Origin of the sequence: Bacillus sp. JJ1764, from assembly GCF_036962145.1 — a bacterium.
In the GTDB taxonomy this organism is placed as follows: Bacteria; Bacillota; Bacilli; order Bacillales; family Cytobacillaceae; genus Neobacillus.
The window spans coordinates 1-16,502 of record NZ_JBALNY010000217.1 but is presented as its reverse complement, the minus strand read 5'-3'; the positions used below and the strand labels follow the sequence as shown (position 1 = coordinate 16,502).

General features: G+C 40.0%; 17 protein-coding genes and 1 riboswitch. Of the genes, 11 read left to right on the top strand and 6 right to left on the bottom strand.

What is annotated here, in order from left to right; translation table 11 throughout:
* The first annotated feature begins 134 nt into the window (after positions 1-134).
* From efeO to V7083_RS22425, 4 genes are all read left to right on the top strand, one after another.
* Entirely contained in the window at positions 135-980 is an 846-nt protein-coding gene (efeO, locus tag V7083_RS22440; protein WP_335482258.1) for an iron uptake system protein EfeO, read from the top strand.
* Complete coding sequence (gene efeB / locus V7083_RS22435) at positions 981-2,270, top strand: iron uptake transporter deferrochelatase/peroxidase subunit (protein WP_335482255.1); 1,290 nt, start codon at positions 981-983, stop codon at positions 2,268-2,270.
* A gap of 28 nt (positions 2,271-2,298) precedes the next feature.
* Entirely contained in the window at positions 2,299-4,038 is a 1,740-nt protein-coding gene (locus V7083_RS22430) for an FTR1 family protein (RefSeq protein ID WP_335482253.1), read from the top strand.
* Between the two features lie 108 nt (positions 4,039-4,146).
* The gene (locus tag V7083_RS22425) at positions 4,147-5,481 is read left to right on the top strand and encodes a polysaccharide biosynthesis protein (protein WP_335482251.1); all 1,335 of its coding nucleotides are present in this window, start codon (positions 4,147-4,149) and stop codon (positions 5,479-5,481) included.
* 38 nt (positions 5,482-5,519) lie between these two features.
* Here V7083_RS22425 and V7083_RS22420 read toward each other — a convergent pair whose 3' ends face one another.
* Positions 5,520-6,128 carry a Bax inhibitor-1/YccA family protein gene (locus tag V7083_RS22420; RefSeq protein ID WP_335482267.1) on the bottom strand — a complete coding sequence of 203 codons (609 nt, stop codon included), beginning with the start codon at positions 6,126-6,128 and terminating at the stop codon, positions 5,520-5,522.
* Positions 6,129-6,204: 76 nt separating this feature from the next.
* Positions 6,205-6,609 (bottom strand): large conductance mechanosensitive channel protein MscL, encoded by a 405-nt coding sequence (mscL, locus tag V7083_RS22415; protein ID WP_335482249.1) that lies wholly within the window; start codon positions 6,607-6,609, stop codon positions 6,205-6,207.
* A 141-nt stretch (positions 6,610-6,750) separates the two neighbouring features.
* On the opposite strand from mscL, the gene V7083_RS22410 reads away from it, so the two are divergent.
* Together V7083_RS22410 and V7083_RS22405 are read left to right on the top strand one after the other, a co-directional pair.
* A complete protein-coding gene (locus tag V7083_RS22410) occupies positions 6,751-7,983 on the top strand; it encodes an aminopeptidase (RefSeq protein WP_335482247.1) in 1,233 nt (410 codons plus the stop codon).
* 233 nt (positions 7,984-8,216) lie between these two features.
* Positions 8,217-8,357: a hypothetical protein gene (locus V7083_RS22405; protein WP_335482245.1), complete on the top strand. Its 141-nt coding sequence runs from the start codon at positions 8,217-8,219 to the stop codon at positions 8,355-8,357.
* A gap of 326 nt (positions 8,358-8,683) precedes the next feature.
* Here V7083_RS22405 and V7083_RS22400 read toward each other — a convergent pair whose 3' ends face one another.
* The gene (locus V7083_RS22400; protein WP_335482243.1) at positions 8,684-9,955 is read right to left on the bottom strand and encodes an MDR family MFS transporter; all 1,272 of its coding nucleotides are present in this window, start codon (positions 9,953-9,955) and stop codon (positions 8,684-8,686) included.
* A gap of 167 nt (positions 9,956-10,122) precedes the next feature.
* On the opposite strand from V7083_RS22400, the gene V7083_RS22395 reads away from it, so the two are divergent.
* From V7083_RS22395 to hutH, 3 genes are all read left to right on the top strand, one after another.
* On the top strand, positions 10,123-12,312 hold the full coding sequence (locus V7083_RS22395; RefSeq protein ID WP_335482241.1) for a DNA topoisomerase III: 2,190 nt from the start codon (positions 10,123-10,125) through the stop codon (positions 12,310-12,312).
* 38 nt (positions 12,313-12,350) lie between these two features.
* A complete protein-coding gene (locus V7083_RS22390; RefSeq protein ID WP_335482240.1) occupies positions 12,351-12,845 on the top strand; it encodes a GNAT family N-acetyltransferase in 495 nt (164 codons plus the stop codon).
* Positions 12,846-13,162: 317 nt separating this feature from the next.
* Complete coding sequence (hutH, locus tag V7083_RS22385; RefSeq protein ID WP_335482238.1) at positions 13,163-14,689, top strand: histidine ammonia-lyase; 1,527 nt, start codon at positions 13,163-13,165, stop codon at positions 14,687-14,689.
* A 33-nt stretch (positions 14,690-14,722) separates the two neighbouring features.
* Here the strand turns inward: hutH and V7083_RS22380 are convergent, their stop codons facing one another.
* Positions 14,723-14,920, bottom strand: coding sequence for a hypothetical protein (locus V7083_RS22380; protein WP_335482237.1), 198 nt, complete (start codon positions 14,918-14,920; stop codon positions 14,723-14,725).
* 126 nt (positions 14,921-15,046) lie between these two features.
* Here V7083_RS22380 and V7083_RS22375 point away from each other — a divergent pair, with 126 nt between their 5' ends.
* Complete coding sequence (locus V7083_RS22375) at positions 15,047-15,421, top strand: DUF1992 domain-containing protein (RefSeq protein WP_335482236.1); 375 nt, start codon at positions 15,047-15,049, stop codon at positions 15,419-15,421.
* Positions 15,422-15,438: 17 nt separating this feature from the next.
* Here the strand turns inward: V7083_RS22375 and V7083_RS22370 are convergent, their stop codons facing one another.
* Entirely contained in the window at positions 15,439-15,564 is a 126-nt protein-coding gene (locus V7083_RS22370) for a hypothetical protein (protein WP_335482235.1), read from the bottom strand.
* Between the two features lie 272 nt (positions 15,565-15,836).
* Positions 15,837-15,923, top strand: a riboswitch (cyclic di-GMP riboswitch).
* A 32-nt stretch (positions 15,924-15,955) separates the two neighbouring features.
* Between V7083_RS22370 and V7083_RS22365 the strand changes: the two genes are divergently transcribed.
* The gene (locus V7083_RS22365) at positions 15,956-16,084 is read left to right on the top strand and encodes an anti-repressor SinI family protein (protein ID WP_335482234.1); all 129 of its coding nucleotides are present in this window, start codon (positions 15,956-15,958) and stop codon (positions 16,082-16,084) included.
* Between the two features lie 76 nt (positions 16,085-16,160).
* Here the strand turns inward: V7083_RS22365 and V7083_RS22360 are convergent, their stop codons facing one another.
* Positions 16,161-16,481 (bottom strand): helix-turn-helix domain-containing protein, encoded by a 321-nt coding sequence (locus V7083_RS22360; RefSeq protein WP_335482266.1) that lies wholly within the window; start codon positions 16,479-16,481, stop codon positions 16,161-16,163.
* Positions 16,482-16,502: the final 21 nt, after the last annotated feature.

Sequence of the window (16,502 nt, the reverse complement as noted above, 5' to 3'; positions counted from 1 at the left end):
CAACACTGTTCTTTAACACATCCATTTTTAAAAACAAAAATACTATCTTAATAGTAAAAAACAATTGAAAACTCTTCTCAGTTACTGTTAAAATGAAAATGATTATCATTACTGATTGTACGGAGGATTTTTCAATGAATAGATCTATGATTAAGGTATCGGGGATTTTATTACTTTCAAGCAGTCTATTATTAGGTTGCGGGAATACAGAAAAGACTACTACTGAAAAAGCACCAAAGAAAAAGGGAACTGTAGAGTTAACTGGAGTAACAGACGAATATCGTCAATATGCTCTAAGTGAAATTGAAGAGTTTGTCACTTCCACTGAAGCTTTTACAACAGCTGTGAAAAATGGCGATATAAACAAGGCGAAAGAGCTGTATGGACCATCGCGTATGCATTATGAACGTGCCGAGCCAATTGCCGAGGTGTTCGGTGAGCTTGATCCGAAAATCGATGCACGTGAAGGGGATGTGGACGAAGCGGAATGGGGCGGTTACCACCGTATTGAAAAAGGTCTATGGGTGGAGAACACCACAAAGGGTTATGAGCAATACGCGGACCAGCTCATGAAGGATGTCAATCTGTTAAGAGCAAAGGTTGATACAGTAAAGGTTACACCAGATCTATTGATTACTGGAGCTGTTGACCTGTTGAACGAAGTATCCACATCGAAAGTAACCGGGGAAGAGGACCGTTATTCACATACTGATTTATTTGATTTTGCTGCAAACGTTGAAGGGGCAGAAAAGATTTATGAACTATTGAATCCAACGTTAGAGAAAAAAGATCCGGCTCTTTCAAAAGAAATCCGCACCCGATTTGATGAAGTATACAGTCTATTAAACAAGCATAAAAATGGTGAAGGCTATAAATTATATACGGATTTAACATCTGATGAGGTGAAGGAACTAAGTCAGGCAATTGATGCCCTTGCCGAGCCATTGTCACAAATAGGTATTGTTACGGAGGCGTCTTAATTGACAAAGAATTCTACTGACTTAGAAGGACTAACAACAAGTAAAATTTCCAGACGAGATATTCTGAAAACGGCCGGTGTAGGTGGTGTCGGGGTCCTAATAGGTGCCTCCGGTCTAGGAGGTCTGATTTCCATTACGGAAGGCAAGGCATCTAATCCTACCGTCAAAGAAATCCAACCCTTTTATGGAAAGCACCAAAGTGGAATTACGACAAAAACACAAAACCATGTTTATTTTGCTTCATTAGATGTTACAGCCACACAAAAAAGTGAATTAATCAAGCTACTTAAAGATTGGACAGAGGCCGCTGCTTTGATGACACAAGGAAAACCGGTTGGCGAGCTTACCAGCAATGAATTTCTTCCACCAAAAGATACAGGTGAAGCGGCGGGGTTATCAGCATCAAATTTAACGGTTACTTTTGGTGCAGGGCCGACTCTTTTCGTGAAAGACGGTCAGGACCGTTTTGGCATAAAGCATAAGCAACCAGCAGAATTAGTAGAGTTGCCGACATTCCCGCTCGATGCTTTAGAAGATCAATGGTCTGGGGGAGATTTGTGTATCCAGGCTTGTGCAGATGATCCACAGGTGGCTTTTCATGCGGTTCGTAATTTAATTCGAATCGCCAGAGGCAAAGCAATTTTGCGATGGGCTCAACCCGGGTTCCAGCGAACAAAACAGGCTGATCCAAAAGAAGGGACACCTAGGAATTTATTTGGCTTCAAGGATGGAACGGTGAATCCGGACGTAACCGATGAAAAGGTCATGAATAAACAGGTTTGGGTTCAGTCAGGTGACGGTCCTGACTGGCTTACTGGCGGAAGTTATCTGGTCGTTCGAAAAATTGAAATGTTTATCGAGGTCTGGGATCGTACCAATTTAAAGGAGCAGGAAGCCACCTTTGGACGCTATCGAATCAGTGGGGCACCGCTCGGGCAAAAAAATGAGTTAGATCGACCTGATTTTAATCATAAAACCGAGAATGGGCAGGATTATATCCCAAAAGACTCACATATGCGCCTGTCTCATGGAGACGGGACCCAGCAAATTCTTCGCCGTGCTTATTCTTATTCCAACGGGATGGATCCCAAAACAGGCAGCTTCGACGCGGGTCTGCTTTTCTTATGTTTTCAGAGGAAACCGAGCAAACAATTCATTCCGATCCAAACGCGGCTTTCAAAACTCGATAAATTGAATGAGTATACGTCACACCGGGGCAGTGCCATTTTTGCCTGTTTCCCTGGAGTGAAGCAGGGAAGTTATATTGGAGAAGCAATTTTTCAATCATGATTTTCCTTTGATCAAAGGGGAGAAAGAAATGCAAAAACAATCAAAAATTCTTCTAATCCTATTTATGGTATTCGTATTCTTGCTGGGGGTACGGCCTGCAGCGGCTGCGGAGAATCATGACGAACTGTTTGTCCTGATTGGTGACAGCTTGATGAAAGCGAAGGCAGGCGACCAGGCTGCAATTTCGAAAAATATCGAGCAATTCGCCACAGAGTGGGCAGTCATAAAGAAAGTTGACAGTAAACAAGCGAAAAAAGTCGAGCAACAGCTGAAAGAGATTCAAAGTTTACTAGCTAAAGAGAAGGCAGATCAAATGAAACTCTCCAACAGTCTTTCAGCCTTATCCTCATCCGTTGTACAGTATGATGAAGAACAAAATCCGGCTGATAAAAATAAAGACAAAGTAAAGCAGATACAGCCTTTGATTGAAAAATTAAATGCGGTGATTGATGCTGGTGATCAGGCAAAAATCAAATTGCAATACCAGGCTTTATTGAATCAATGGAGTGCATCGGAAAAAGTCGTGCATGATACAAGTATTGCAGCCTACGGTAATATTGAAAAGTACATGGCTTTAATTCGCATTGCGATTACTCAGGAGCCTGCTGACCTTAAGAAAGCAAAAACAAATGTAGAGTTGTTAAAGGCCGAAGTCGATAACTTTTTGGCGGGTAAGAGTTCCAAACAGGAACAAAAGGATTATCAGATTTCCGATTTAATGACACTTTTACAAAAAGCGGAAAAAGCCATTACTCAAAAAGACTATCAAAGTGCCAGCCACCAATTAAACGAAATTCTTACAATCTGGCCAATGGTTGAAGGGGACGTCTCCACAAGGGACACCAAACTTTACAGTGATCTCGAAACAGAAATTCCAACAGCTATAAGTATTTTAAACTCGGGAAAAGTGAATTCCGAAAATGCGGCGTCAATCGTAAAAGATTTGAGCTCACGTTTAGAGCCTTTAACAAGTAAAACAGATTATTCCTTCTGGGATGCAGCCTTAATTTTATTAAGGGAAGGTTTAGAAGGATTGCTAATCGTTGTTACACTATTAGCCTTTTTAAAGAAAATCGGTCAGACTGAGAAGCAAAAATGGATTTGGGCCGGGGTTGTTGCGGGTGTGATGGCAAGTGCCATTTTGGCCATCATAATCAATATCGTCTTCTCCAAACTAGTTGCCGGAGCCAGCCGAGAATTGATCGAGGGAATTACCGGTGTTGTGGCTGTGTTTATGATGTTAACTGTCGGTGCCTGGCTCCATAACAAATCTAGTATTGGGAATTGGAACAAGTTCATTAATACACAGATGCAGCAGGCCATTGCCAAAGGGAGTCTCTTTTCCTTTGCCTTTATCAGCTTCCTGTCTGTTTTCCGTGAAGGGGCAGAAACGATCATTTTTTACACAGGCATTACCCCGTATATCAGCATGCAACAGCTTATACTAGGCGTTGTGTTGGCACTGGTGATTTTAGCAGTTGTTGGTTTCATGCTGATTTTTTATAGTGTAAAGATTCCAATCAGGCTCTTCTTCCGAGTGGCAACGATATTAATCTACTTTTTGGCCTTTAAAATTCTTGGAATCAGTATTCATGCTTTACAGGTATCGAATATGCTTTCAACGAGTTCAGCAGAACAGCTCCCATTCATCGATTGGATTGGATTCTATCCAACATGGGAAACAACTTTAACACAGATAGGTTTACTTGGGGTTATTATCCTCATGACATGGATCATCCGAAAACGAACGGTTGCATCTCATATTTAAAAAAGGGCGCAGAGCCCTTTTTTTCATGTCAAAATGAAATCAAACTACTATTCACGGGTCTTGTCTCATAGGTTTATAAGGTGAGATGATGTAAAAGGAGACTTAGAAATGGCAGTTTACTATCGAAGTATTTTCTTTTTGGCGGCTACGGCTTTTTTGGGAGAAGGAATTGAAGTCCTGGTCAATATGATATTAGCGAAGGAATTAGGCTCTCATGGGTTAGGGCTATATATGTCAATTTTACCGACGATCTTTTTAATTGTACTGTTGGCCAGTTTTGAACTGCCTGTGTCGATTTCAAAATTTATTGCAGAGAAAGAGGAACGGTATCATCGGAATATCCTGTACCATGCGATTACTCTGACGATCATCTTCACCAGTATTCTATTTTTATTAGGAGTTTTAATCATCCCGTATATTCCTGTCTTTAATACGTATCATCCATATATACGCTGGCTGTTACTGATCTTAATACCGGTCATCTCCTTTACTTCAGTAGCACGGGGCTATTTTATGGGGAACCAGCAGATGGGAAAAATCGCCGTCTCCAATTTTCTCAGGAAAATGGTACAGCTGGGTGTTTTGTTTGCTCTGTTCCGGTTCTTTGAATTTAATGCCGAATCATCGTTATTAGTGGCGATCTGCACCTTAATTGGCAGCGAAATAGTTGTCTTTCTTTATTTAGTCCTGATGTTTATGATTCAATTTCAACAATTAAAGCGCCAGCCATTTTCCAACCTTAATCGAAAAATGGTCCGGAAAAACTTAATGGCCGTGTCCATTCCGACAACGGGGATGCGCCTATTTTCAGCCTTTACCAATGCGATACAGCCGTTTGTCATCAAGGCTGCCCTGGTCTATTCCGGAATTACGGAAAAAGCGGCCACTGAGCAGTATGGCATGCTGATGGGTGTGGCCGTTTCAATTGGCTTTTTTCCAGCATTCATCGCACATTCCTTACTGATTGTGTTAATCCCCGCGGTGTCAAAACATTATTCCGAAAAGGATTACCCAACCTTAAGAATAATGCTCCAGCAAGCCATGAAGCTAACCCTTGTATATGGTATCGTTGCGGTCGTAATTTTCTATTTATTTGCTCCACAACTGACATCACTCTTTTTTAAATCAGACACTTCAGCGGTGTATTTACAAATGCTCTGGCCATTTTTCTTGTTCCATTACTTTATCATGCCTTTGCAAGCCTTTATGATTGGTTTTAACATGATAAAAGAAGCCTTCCTCCATATTATTTGGTCAAATGTCATTTCCTTCGCCTTGATCCTATGGCTGGGATCGATGTCGGAATGGCGGATGGATGGAATTATTATTGGTATGAATACAGAGTCAGTCTTGCTGTTTTTAATGCATTATACGACCGTTTGTAAAAAGATTAATGTTTCATTGTTCATGAGGAGTCTGTTGCCAAAATCGTCGGAACGTTAAAAAAGGAGCTGGGGAATTTGATCCCAGCTCCTTTTTTATTAGTCTCTGCTATTTAATATGCCAAAGATACGTAGAATGCTGACAAACAGGTTAATGAAGTCTAAGTATAAGCTTAAAGCGGCAAGTGGAACATCTTCCGGTCTGACACCATGGTGCTTCATCCGACTGATATCAAATAGGACGTAACCGCTAAATACTAATACTCCGATGAAGGAATAAGCCAGCATGCCTGTTGTAGAAAGCGGAATGAACAGTTGGAAAAGTCCGATGGCCACTAAAGCAAGCAAGGCTGCCAACAGGAAACCACCCATGAAAGAGAAGTTCCGTTTTGATTTAGCTGCATAAACGGCAATTCCAGTAAACACCACCGTTGTGGTTCCGAAGGCCATTAACACAACATTTGCACCAGAAGTAGCTAAATAATAAGCGACAATCGGATATAGGGTAATCCCCGAAATAAACGTAAAAATATACAAAAATGAAAAGGAGATGGCTTTTTTACGACGGAAAAACACCGCCGCAAGAATCATCACAAATTCCAAGATAGCTAATGGTAAGAATAACGCCGGCGGGATAAAGGATCCAGCCATCGTTCCAATAAAGGCAATCGCCAGTGACAAGGCAAATGTACGAATCACGGATGGCATTGTTTCAACAGATGTTTGTGTATACAATTCTTCTTCACCTCAAATAATTTGTTACTTTAAACATACGAACGAGTGGTCAAGATGTTTCATTTTTTCTAAAAAAATCTTTCTGTTCTTTTAATAAGTCACGAATTTCAGTTAGCAGCTCTTCCTGTCGATCCATTTTGGCTAGCTCTTCCTTAGCTGGTTCCTCTTTCTTTTTAAAGCGATTAATGAATTTGATAAACAGGAAAATGGAAAAGGCAATGATGAAAAAGTCAATAACAGATTGGATAAACAACCCATATTGTAATTCAACATCTCTAAACTTGAACGAAAGCTTGGCAAAATTGCTGCCTCCCGTAAGGAAGCCAATAACCGGCATCAACACGTTCTTGACAAGCGAGGAGACAATATTTCCAAATGCTCCGCCTATTACAACCCCAACAGCGAGATCCAAGACATTGCCCTTCATCGCAAATTGTTTAAATTCATTCCACAAATAGAATCCCCCCATAGTTGGTATTATCAAATTGTACCCTTTATATTGCCTCCATTTCAACTATGAGGGAGGAACAAAGGTTTATTTTTCCATATAAAAACGCTACAATAAGAGAGAATATTCAGTAGAGGAGATATACATATGAGCGATTTTCAAATTAGACTTGAAAAATATGCTGAACTTGCCGTAAAAGTGGGAGTAAACATTCAAAAAGGCCAAGTTTTAGCAATTTACGCACAGCTTGATGCTGCAGAGTTTGTCCGACTAGTTGTGAAGAAGGCCTACGAGGCCGGTGCTTACAATGTCATCGTGAACTGGGATGATGATGTTGTGTCCAGAACCAAATATGATTTAGCACCAGACGAAGTTTTCAATGAGTTCCCGGAATATCGTGCCAAAGAGCGTGAAGAACTTGTCGATAAGGGAGCTGCCTTTATGGCGGTTGTCTCATCCAGTCCTGATTTGTTAAAAGGAGTGGCCTCGGAACGGATTGCAAATTTCCAAAAAGTAGCGGGTAAGGCACTGGTAAAATACCGTCAAGCTGTTCAATCTGATAAGGTTAGTTGGACAGTAGTGGCTGCTGCTTCACCTGCCTGGGCAGCAAAAGTATTCCCAGATGTACCAGCCGATAATCAGGTAGCAACACTGTGGGATGCGATTTTTAAAGCGGTTCGGGTCGATACCGAAAATCCGGTAGAGGCATGGAAAAAGCATGATGAAACCCTTCATGAAAAGGTCAAGTATTTAAATGAAAAGCGCTATGCCAAACTGCATTACACGGCACCCGGAACAGACTTGACGATTGAGCTTCCGAAAAATCATCTCTGGTGCGGAGCAGGCAGCATCAATGAAAAAGACATTGAATTCATGGCTAACATGCCTACAGAAGAGGTATTCACAGTACCTTTCAAAGATGGCGTAAATGGAACAGTTGCCAGCACAAAACCACTTAGCTACGGCGGCAACATTATCGATCAATTCTCCATTACCTTTGAAAATGGCCGAATCGTCGAGGTGAAGGCAAAAGAGGGAGAAGAGGTTCTGAAGCATTTAGTTGAGACGGACGAAGGCTCCCACTATCTTGGTGAAGTCGCCCTTGTTCCATATGAGTCTCCGATTTCGCAATCCAATATTCTGTTCTTTAACACCTTATTTGATGAAAATGCATCGAATCACTTGGCAATCGGCAGCGCCTATGCCTTCTGTATCGAGGGCGGCAAGAACATGTCACCTGAGGAATTGAAGGAAAACGGCTTAAATGAAAGTATTACACACGTTGATTTCATGATCGGCTCTGCTGAAATGGATATCGACGGCATCACCGCTGATGGAAAAAGAGAACCAGTTTTCCGTGGTGGGAATTGGGCGTTTTAATAGGGAAAAGTGGTCGCGCTGGGGGAGAGTCTCAGCACGGCCTTTTTTGCTTTCTGGTTAAAAATCGTGGATACCAAGCTAGAGGAAGTACAAGTTGTTGATAAACGGTAAAAAATGTAGATAAAGTCCACAAATATGTTGATAAAATCCTTAAACCCGTCGATAGAATCCACAAACTCGTCGATAGTCGGCCAAAAGCCGTTGATAAATCACCCAAACGCGTGGATACCATGTTGAAAAAAGCAACAGTTGTAGATAAGCGGTCAAAACCCGTCGATAAAATCCACAAGCTCGTCGATAGCCGGCCAAAAGCTGTTGATAAATCACCCAAACGCGTGGATACCATGCTGGTAAAAAGCTACAATGGTAAATAGATCGGCCAAAACCCGTCGGTAACTCCCCACCCTTGGCCAATTGCAACCTATCAAGACACGCAAAACTCCACAAAAAAAATAGAGTCAAATTTCAACTCTACTTAAGCTTACTTCCGTATACTTTTATATTAAAATAAACCCCTGCGGAAAATAGTGCTAGAAAAGTAATCATTCCTGAGATTGAAGTTGGAGCCATGAATTGATCCATCGAACCCACCGCCTTCGTATATTTAAACGTTTACACCTTAATTATAATACTAAAAGGAGTAAATGTGAACAAATTAGTACAATTAATTGGCAGTTTTTTGAACAAAAAAGGAACCCCCTTAGGATTCCTTGTGAATGGCTTGCTTTTCATACGTGGCAAACATTAACCAATATATCGCTGCACTTAGCAGAGCTAGTAGAAATAGAACGATAAAAGTCCAGTTATAACCGATCCAAACGGTCATCGGTATAGTCAGAGGGGCGATAGTCCGACTAATGGTGAATCGCAAACTGGCGGCTGCAAAATACTGGCCGCGCATATGCTCAGGGGCAATTTTGGAGACGAAATTTTGTTGAATCCCTGCCCCCATTAATTCAGCAAATGTAAATACCGCCATGGCCAAAATAATCCCCCAAATCCACACCGTTTGACTAAATAGAATGATAGCAACAGCATAAACAATGGAAGAAATAATAAATACATTTCTTTCATTCCAGCGATTCATCCAACGGGTTACAGAAACCGTTAATAGGGCAACTAGAAAGCCATTTTCAGCAAGGACAATGCCAAAGGCCTGTTCCCCGCCAACTCGAAAACTCCAATTTCCAAATGAAAACATCGTCTGATCCTTCACCAAATCCTTCATGTAAACCGGAATCAGCAAATCCAGTTGCATAAAGGTCTGTCCAGCCAATACACCAGCTACAATAAACAACAGAAAGGTCTTATCCTTGGCAATCAAGGAATAATCTTTCAACTGATTCAATAAAAAATAATACCATTTGCCATCAACTGAATCATCTGCAGATGTCTTTAATGATGCTGTTTCCGAAGTCCATTTAGCCAGAAGCAAGCCAAGCAGAATGCCGATCATGCCTGTAATAAGGAGTAACTCAAATCGATGTTTTGCATAAAAAATAGCCCCAATAATTGGACCAATTACGACAGCAATATTAATAGAAGTATAAAAAATGGCAAACACATGGCTTCGATCTTTTTCTTTGACTACATCTGCTACCATTGCCTGGCTTGCAGGCCAGTATAAGGAACCAAAGATCCCTGCAATGGAAAAAGAAAGAAACCCAATCCACGGAGAATCAAGCCAAGGAGAACTGGCAGCGGCAAATGCCAAAAACGAAAGTCCCTGCCCAATAGCAGAAAGGACCATCATTCGTTTGCGCCCAAACTTGTCGGCGCAATACCCCCCCATTAAGTTCGCTATAACAGAAAAAATTTGTGAAAAAACAAGTAATAACCCTGCCTTGTCTTTTCCAAATTCATCAGCAAAGTAAATCGCCAGAAAAGGGAAGAACATCCAAAAGGAAATATTCATTAATGCTTCCCCAAATAACCGTACTTTTAAATTCCGATCCCAATCCCTTATTTTCATCTTTTTGTATCCTCGTTTCAACAAAGTGCTATTACATCATACTATTGCGATGGAAGAAAATTCAAGGAAAAAGGCTAGGGGAATGGTTTAAAAAACGGGGTTTTCTTTTTTTCTGAAATAGTATGCTATATTAAGGATAGGTATACTTGAAAGGGTGTTTAAATAAAGTGAAGAAAAGCGTTGTATTAGCGGAAAAACCTTCTGTTGCACGTGATATTGCAAGGGTTTTAAATTGTCATAAAAAAGGAAATGGTTTTTTAGAAGGAGATAAGTATATTGTTACCTGGGCACTTGGACATTTAGTTACACTTGCTGATCCTGAAGTGTATGATGATAAATTTAAATCATGGAACTTAGAAGATTTACCCATGCTACCTAATGAGTTAAAACTTGTCGTGATTAAGCAAACAGGCAAGCAGTTTAATGCGGTGAAAAGCCAATTAGTTCGTTCTGATGTAGGAGAGGTTATAATCGCAACGGATAGCGGTCGAGAAGGTGAATTAGTTGCCCGCTGGATCATTGCAAAAGCAAAGATCAATAAACCTTTAAAACGTCTCTGGATTTCTTCTGTTACGGATAAGGCCATAAAAGATGGTTTCAATCAATTGAAGCCGGGTAAAGCGTATGAAAATCTTTATTTTTCAGCTGTTGCACGTTCTGAGGCTGATTGGTATATCGGTCTTAATGCAACGCGTGCGTTAACTACTCGTTTTAATGCCCAACTCAACTGTGGCCGGGTTCAAACTCCAACGGTTGCCATCATTGCAGCACGTGAGGAGGAAATCAAAAATTTCAAACCTCAAACCTATTATGGCATTGAGGCACAAACAACTGATAAATTGAAGCTTACCTGGCAAGATGCAAGAGGAAATAGCCGCAGCTTTAATAAAGAGTTTGTGGATGCGATTGTGAATAAATTAGGTACAAAAAATGCTGTTGTAACGGAGATTGAAAGGAAGCCAAAAAAATCATTCTCCCCTGGACTTTACGATTTGACAGAATTACAGCGTGATGCCAATAAAATATTCGGTTACTCGGCAAAGGAGACGCTGAATATTATGCAAAAGCTGTATGAGCAGCATAAGGTATTAACGTATCCTCGTACAGATTCACGCTTTATTTCATCTGATATTGTTCCTACCCTACCCGAACGATTGAGGGCATGTGGAGTAGGGGAATATCGTTTACTGACTAACAAAATTTTACAAAAGCCAATTAAGACATCTAAATCCTTTGTAGATGATAGTAAAGTATCGGATCACCATGCTATCATTCCAACAGAAGGATATGTAAACTATTCAGCTTTTACAGATAAAGAACGAAAAATTTATGATTTAGTTGTGAAACGATTCCTTGCAGTCTTACTTCCAGCATTTGAGTATGAACAATTAACGCTTCGGGCGAAAATCGGTGACGAAAACTTTGTTGCTAGAGGAAAAACGATTTTATCGATGGGATGGAAAGAAGTATACAATCACCACTTAGATGAGGACGAGGACAGCGAGGATTTAAAAGAACAAATTTTACCTCGGATTGAAAATGGAGATCCATTAAACGTGAAGCTAATCGCCCAAACATCCGGCCAAACCAAGCCTCCTGCACGATTTAATGAGGCTACATTGCTTTCGGCAATGGAAAATCCAACTAAGTATATGGAAACAAAAAATAAACAATTAGCAGAAACTTTAAAATCAACTGGCGGTCTTGGGACTGTGGCAACACGTGCGGATATTATTGAAAAACTATTCAATTCATTCCTTATCGAAAAGCGTGGAAAAGACATTCACCTTACATCAAAAGGGCGTCAGTTGTTAGATTTAGTTCCTGAGGAGCTAAAGTCCCCTGTCCTAACAGCTGAGTGGGAACAAAAGCTGGATCAAATTGCCCATGGCAAGTTGAAAAAAGATGTATTTATCAGCGAAATGAAAAAATATACAAAAGAAATAGTGGCTGAAATTAAATCCAGCAATAAAAAGTATAAGCACGATAATATATCTACAAAAAATTGTCCGGACTGCGGAAAACCGATGCTTGAAGTAAATGGCAAAAAGGGTAAAATGCTTGTGTGCCAAGACCGTGAATGTGGACATAGAAAAAATGTCTCGCGAGTCACAAATGCCCGCTGTCCACAATGCCATAAAAAACTGGAGCTTCGCGGTGAAGGGGAAGGTCAAATTTTCACTTGTAAATGCGGATATCGAGAAAAACTCTCCACATTTGAAGAGCGTCGAAAAAAAGAATCTACTGGTAAAGTGGATAAACGTACAGTGCAAAAGTATTTGAAGAATCAAACCAAGGAAGAAGAACCGATCAACACAGCGTTGGCAGATGCCTTAAAAAAGTTGAATCTGAAGTAGGTATATTTAAGCCTCACACACATTGAGGGGGTTCGTATATGATAATTCGAAATATAGAAAAGGAAGATAACTTTAAGATAAAAGAAATTATCCAAGATTCCTTAAAATCTCATGGATTAGACATTCCTGGAACAGCTTATTTTGACCCGCAACTTAACGACCTACACCAATATTATCATCATTTCAAGCATGGGAACTATTGGGTAGTAGAACTAGAAGGAGAAGTGGTGGGTGGTATTGGTATAGCACCGTTTAACGAACAAGATAAAGTTTGTGAATTACAAAAGCTATACGTAAGTCCAAAAGCTCAAGGCTTAGGGGTTGGAAAGAAGTTAATGGAAACCGCTTTGTCATTTGCTGCCAAATACTATGATGCGTGCTACTTAGAAACAACACATGAATTACAAACGGCCTGCAGATTATATGAAAAATATGGATTTACACTTTTACCTGAGCCATTGCCTGGTTCAGACCATTCTGCTATGAATGCTTGGTATTTAAAAAATTTGACTGAACTAAAAGATGTCCAATAGAAATAGAAGCCGATTTCCAGATATGGAATTCGGCTTTTCTAATATACTCATAATAAAGGTGACCATGTAACAAATTGCTTTATTATATTATTCTGCTAAAGTGATATTGTGGTAAAATTCTGAAAATTAAATTGACAGAATCGTATAGCATCACATAAAATAATTATCAAACCAATAATTTCTAAAGGATGGATGAACGATGAGGCATCCCAATACAAATGATAACTTTTTAAAAATAGAGGCTGGACTCCAAATCTAAGATGATCTGGAATCTAGCCTCTTTCTTTATTCTATTAAAGTGGTAGAGGAGTGGGAGAATGATTACGTTAACAGGCAACGATTTAACATTGAAACAAATGAAAGAGGTACTATACCGTAAGCAGAAAGTAACCGCAGCAGAAAAAAGTATGCAGGCAGCCCAAAAAAGCAGGGAGGCCGTTGAAAGAATTGTTTCGGAAAAACGGGTTGTATACGGGATTAATACTGGGTTTGGAAAATTTAGTGATGTATTAATAGAAAAAGAAAATGTTCAGGATCTTCAGCTCAATTTAATTCGTTCTCATGCCTGCGGTGTGGGGGAGCCTTTCCCAGAAATAGTCGCAAAGGCGATGGTGCTCCTGCGAGCCAATGCTCTCTTAAAGGGTTACTCTGGTATACGGCCAATCGTTATTGATAGGCTGATAGAACTGGTTAATAAAGAAATTATTCCTGTTATTCCCCAGCAAGGTTCTCTAGGAGCTAGCGGTGATTTAGCACCTTTATCCCATTTGGCTCTTGTCCTGATTGGTGAAGGAGAAGTGTTTTACAAAGGTCAACGCATGACCGCTTCGACAGCATTGCAGCAAGAAGGAATTTCACCGATTACATTGGAAGCCAAGGAAGGGTTGGCTCTTATCAATGGTACACAAGCAATGACAGCAATGGGTGTGGTAGGCTATCTTGAAGCGGAACAATTGGCCTATGAAAGTGAACTGATTGCTTCTATGACGATTGAAGGGTTAAACGGAATTATCGATGCCTTTGCGGAAGAGATTCATGTTGCCAGAGGTTACCAACAGCAAATTGAGACGGCGGCTAGAATCCGCCAATACTTAAGTGACAGTTTATTAACAACCCAGCAGGGAGAAATCAGAGTTCAAGATGCTTATTCTTTAAGATGTATTCCACAGGTTCACGGTGCATCTTGGCAGGCACTTGATTATGTAAAGGAAAAATTGGAAATTGAAATGAACGCTGCCACGGATAATCCATTAATTTTTGATGACGGAGATAAAGTGATCTCAGGAGGTAATTTCCATGGACAGCCTATAGCATTTGCAATGGATTTTATGAAAATTGCCGTAAGTGAACTTGCTAATATTTCGGAGCGGAGAATTGAGCGTTTAATTAATCCACAATTGAATGACTTGCCGCCGTTCTTGAGCCCTCAGCCTGGCCTCCAATCGGGAGCGATGATCATGCAGTATGTAGCTGCCTCATTAGTTTCGGAAAATAAGACATTGGCACATCCGGCAAGTGTTGATTCTATTCCATCATCCGCTAACCAGGAAGACCATGTCAGCATGGGAACAATCGCTTCAAGACACGCTTATCAAATCATCCAGAATGCCAGAAGGGTGCTGGCCATAGAGTTAATTTGTGCAATGGAAGCAACAGAGTACCGTGGCGTTGAGAAAATGGCTACTCATACAAAGAAATTCTATGAAGAGGGGCGGAATCAAGTTCCTTCCATCAAACAAGACCGTGTGTTTTCGAAGGATATTGAAAAAATGGCAGAATGGCTAAAAACAACAGATATATCGAAATTTATTAGAAGTTTAAGTATGGAAAAAGGTCTGCATTAATGAAAGAAAGGCGTGAATGAGAACTCACGCCTTTTAGTCTTTTTGATCGAAATAGCGGGCAGTATCGCCTCGCTCCTCATCTTCCGCCAGTCTATTTTTAAACGCTTCTTGAGTGACAATTAATTCCTCATCGCCAATGGCTTCTTTTACATGCTTTTCTACCATGCTATTTTGAGGAAACTCACCAGGATGGTTTTTATTCTTGTGGCCGAAATGCTCTCCGCGTCCCACATTCAACACTCCTTTCGTTGCTTCCTCTGTAGCATTCCCGAAATGAATGATAATTATGATTAATACCTATTGGACTTGATTTGGTATAATAACAATGTGGAAAAGGTGAAAAGGAGGCTGAAACGCATGGATTTGTTTCATATTCTCTCAGAAGACCGCATCAAGAAGGCTTATCGGGATGGTGAGTTTGATAACCTACCTGGGTATGGAAAACCATTGGAACTAGAGGATTTATCCTACATTCCCGAAGAATTGCGCATGGCCTATAAATTATTGAAGAATGCCGGTTTCACCGAAGAAGAGAATCATTTGCGGCAAGAAATGATGACCATTGAAGATTTAATGAAAAGGTGCGACGACAATATTGAAAAAGCCGAAATGCAAAAGAAATTTAATGAAAAACTTTTACGCTTTAATCAATTAATGTCGAAACGTAGGGGACATACAAATTCTACGATTTTTAAAAATTACCAGTTAAAAATTCAAGATAAATTAAAATAAAACAAGCTGTGTGAAGTTTACTCTTCACCGGCTTTTTCTTCTTGTTTAGCCGGTTTGCACAATCGATCCAGTGCAAACCCGGCAAAGACGATAAAGGCAATTGGAATTGAAAAGTTTAGAATGTGAATAACCGTCATATTCATTACTTCCCACCTTTTTAATATTCGCAATATTCATTATATAATGGTTATATTATATTCAAAATGTCACAAAATAGACAAAATTTAAAATGTATAAAACTGGAAGTTCTATTGTAGAAATTTGGAATAATTTGTGGTACGATAATTTGAAATATATGACAAAATATAACAAATTGCTAAGAAAGGGCTAGATATAATAAACATATTCATAAATTCGCATGCATAATTACCTATAAAAGCTATCTGAAAATATAATTCTTTAGATATTCGAAATAACCAGTAAAAGGCAAACCTGTCGAAAGACTGGGACGCAAAGCCGAGGGTCTAAGGTATGTAGTTACTATGATGGCCGGGCTGCCTGGAATACGAAAGATGTATTTTGGGAGAGGATACAATGAATGTTACGGTTGGAGATTTGGAAACAGTTGACAAAGAATGGCTAGCACTCATCCTAGAAGCGAAAGAAATAGGAATCTCGATTGAGGAAATAAGGGAATTTTTATCTCAAAATGGAATGGCCTAACCGACATAAGTACACCTAACCGGCTTAAGTACATAGAAAAGCATCCTGCAAGGCGTTGCGGGATGCTTTTTCCATTTTAGTTATTTTTGTTTCTCCATTTTGTGAACTCTAGAAACTCACGGAATTGATCTTTGGAGACACCAGAGTTCATGGCATCTTTTACTAAGTTCATCCAGTCATGATCTAGTTCCGATTTATCTATTTGCTCATGAATTAAATGCTCAATGGGAATGTTTAATACACTGGCAATTTTCTCTAGAAATTGAATGGAAGGATTTTTTTGTAAATTTCTTTCCAAAGAACTTAAATAAGACTTTGCAACTCCTGCTTGTTCGGCAAGCTCAGATAGTGACATCTTCTTTTCAAGCCTATATTGTTTTACGCGGTCACCAATCATAAATCTCACCCACCTATAATG

Excerpts from the sequence above, each read along its gene's own strand:
- V7083_RS22400 (WP_335482243.1), bottom strand. The coding sequence starts at position 9,955 with ATGAAAATAAGGGATTGGGATCGGAATTTAAAAGTACGGTTATTTGGG.
- V7083_RS22410 (WP_335482247.1), top strand. The coding sequence starts at position 6,751 with ATGAGCGATTTTCAAATTAGACTTGAAAAATATGCTGAACTTGCCGTA.
- V7083_RS22365 (WP_335482234.1), top strand. The coding sequence starts at position 15,956 with ATGAATGTTACGGTTGGAGATTTGGAAACAGTTGACAAAGAATGGCTA.
- V7083_RS22425 (WP_335482251.1), top strand. The coding sequence starts at position 4,147 with ATGGCAGTTTACTATCGAAGTATTTTCTTTTTGGCGGCTACGGCTTTT.
- V7083_RS22370 (WP_335482235.1), bottom strand. The coding sequence starts at position 15,564 with ATGAATATGACGGTTATTCACATTCTAAACTTTTCAATTCCAATTGCC.
- V7083_RS22390 (WP_335482240.1), top strand. The coding sequence starts at position 12,351 with ATGATAATTCGAAATATAGAAAAGGAAGATAACTTTAAGATAAAAGAA.
- V7083_RS22375 (WP_335482236.1), top strand. The coding sequence starts at position 15,047 with ATGGATTTGTTTCATATTCTCTCAGAAGACCGCATCAAGAAGGCTTAT.
- efeO (WP_335482258.1), top strand. The coding sequence starts at position 135 with ATGAATAGATCTATGATTAAGGTATCGGGGATTTTATTACTTTCAAGC.
- V7083_RS22420 (WP_335482267.1), bottom strand. The coding sequence starts at position 6,128 with ATGCCATCCGTGATTCGTACATTTGCCTTGTCACTGGCGATTGCCTTT.
- V7083_RS22430 (WP_335482253.1), top strand. The coding sequence starts at position 2,299 with ATGCAAAAACAATCAAAAATTCTTCTAATCCTATTTATGGTATTCGTA.
- hutH (WP_335482238.1), top strand. The coding sequence starts at position 13,163 with ATGATTACGTTAACAGGCAACGATTTAACATTGAAACAAATGAAAGAG.
- V7083_RS22360 (WP_335482266.1), bottom strand. The coding sequence starts at position 16,481 with ATGATTGGTGACCGCGTAAAACAATATAGGCTTGAAAAGAAGATGTCA.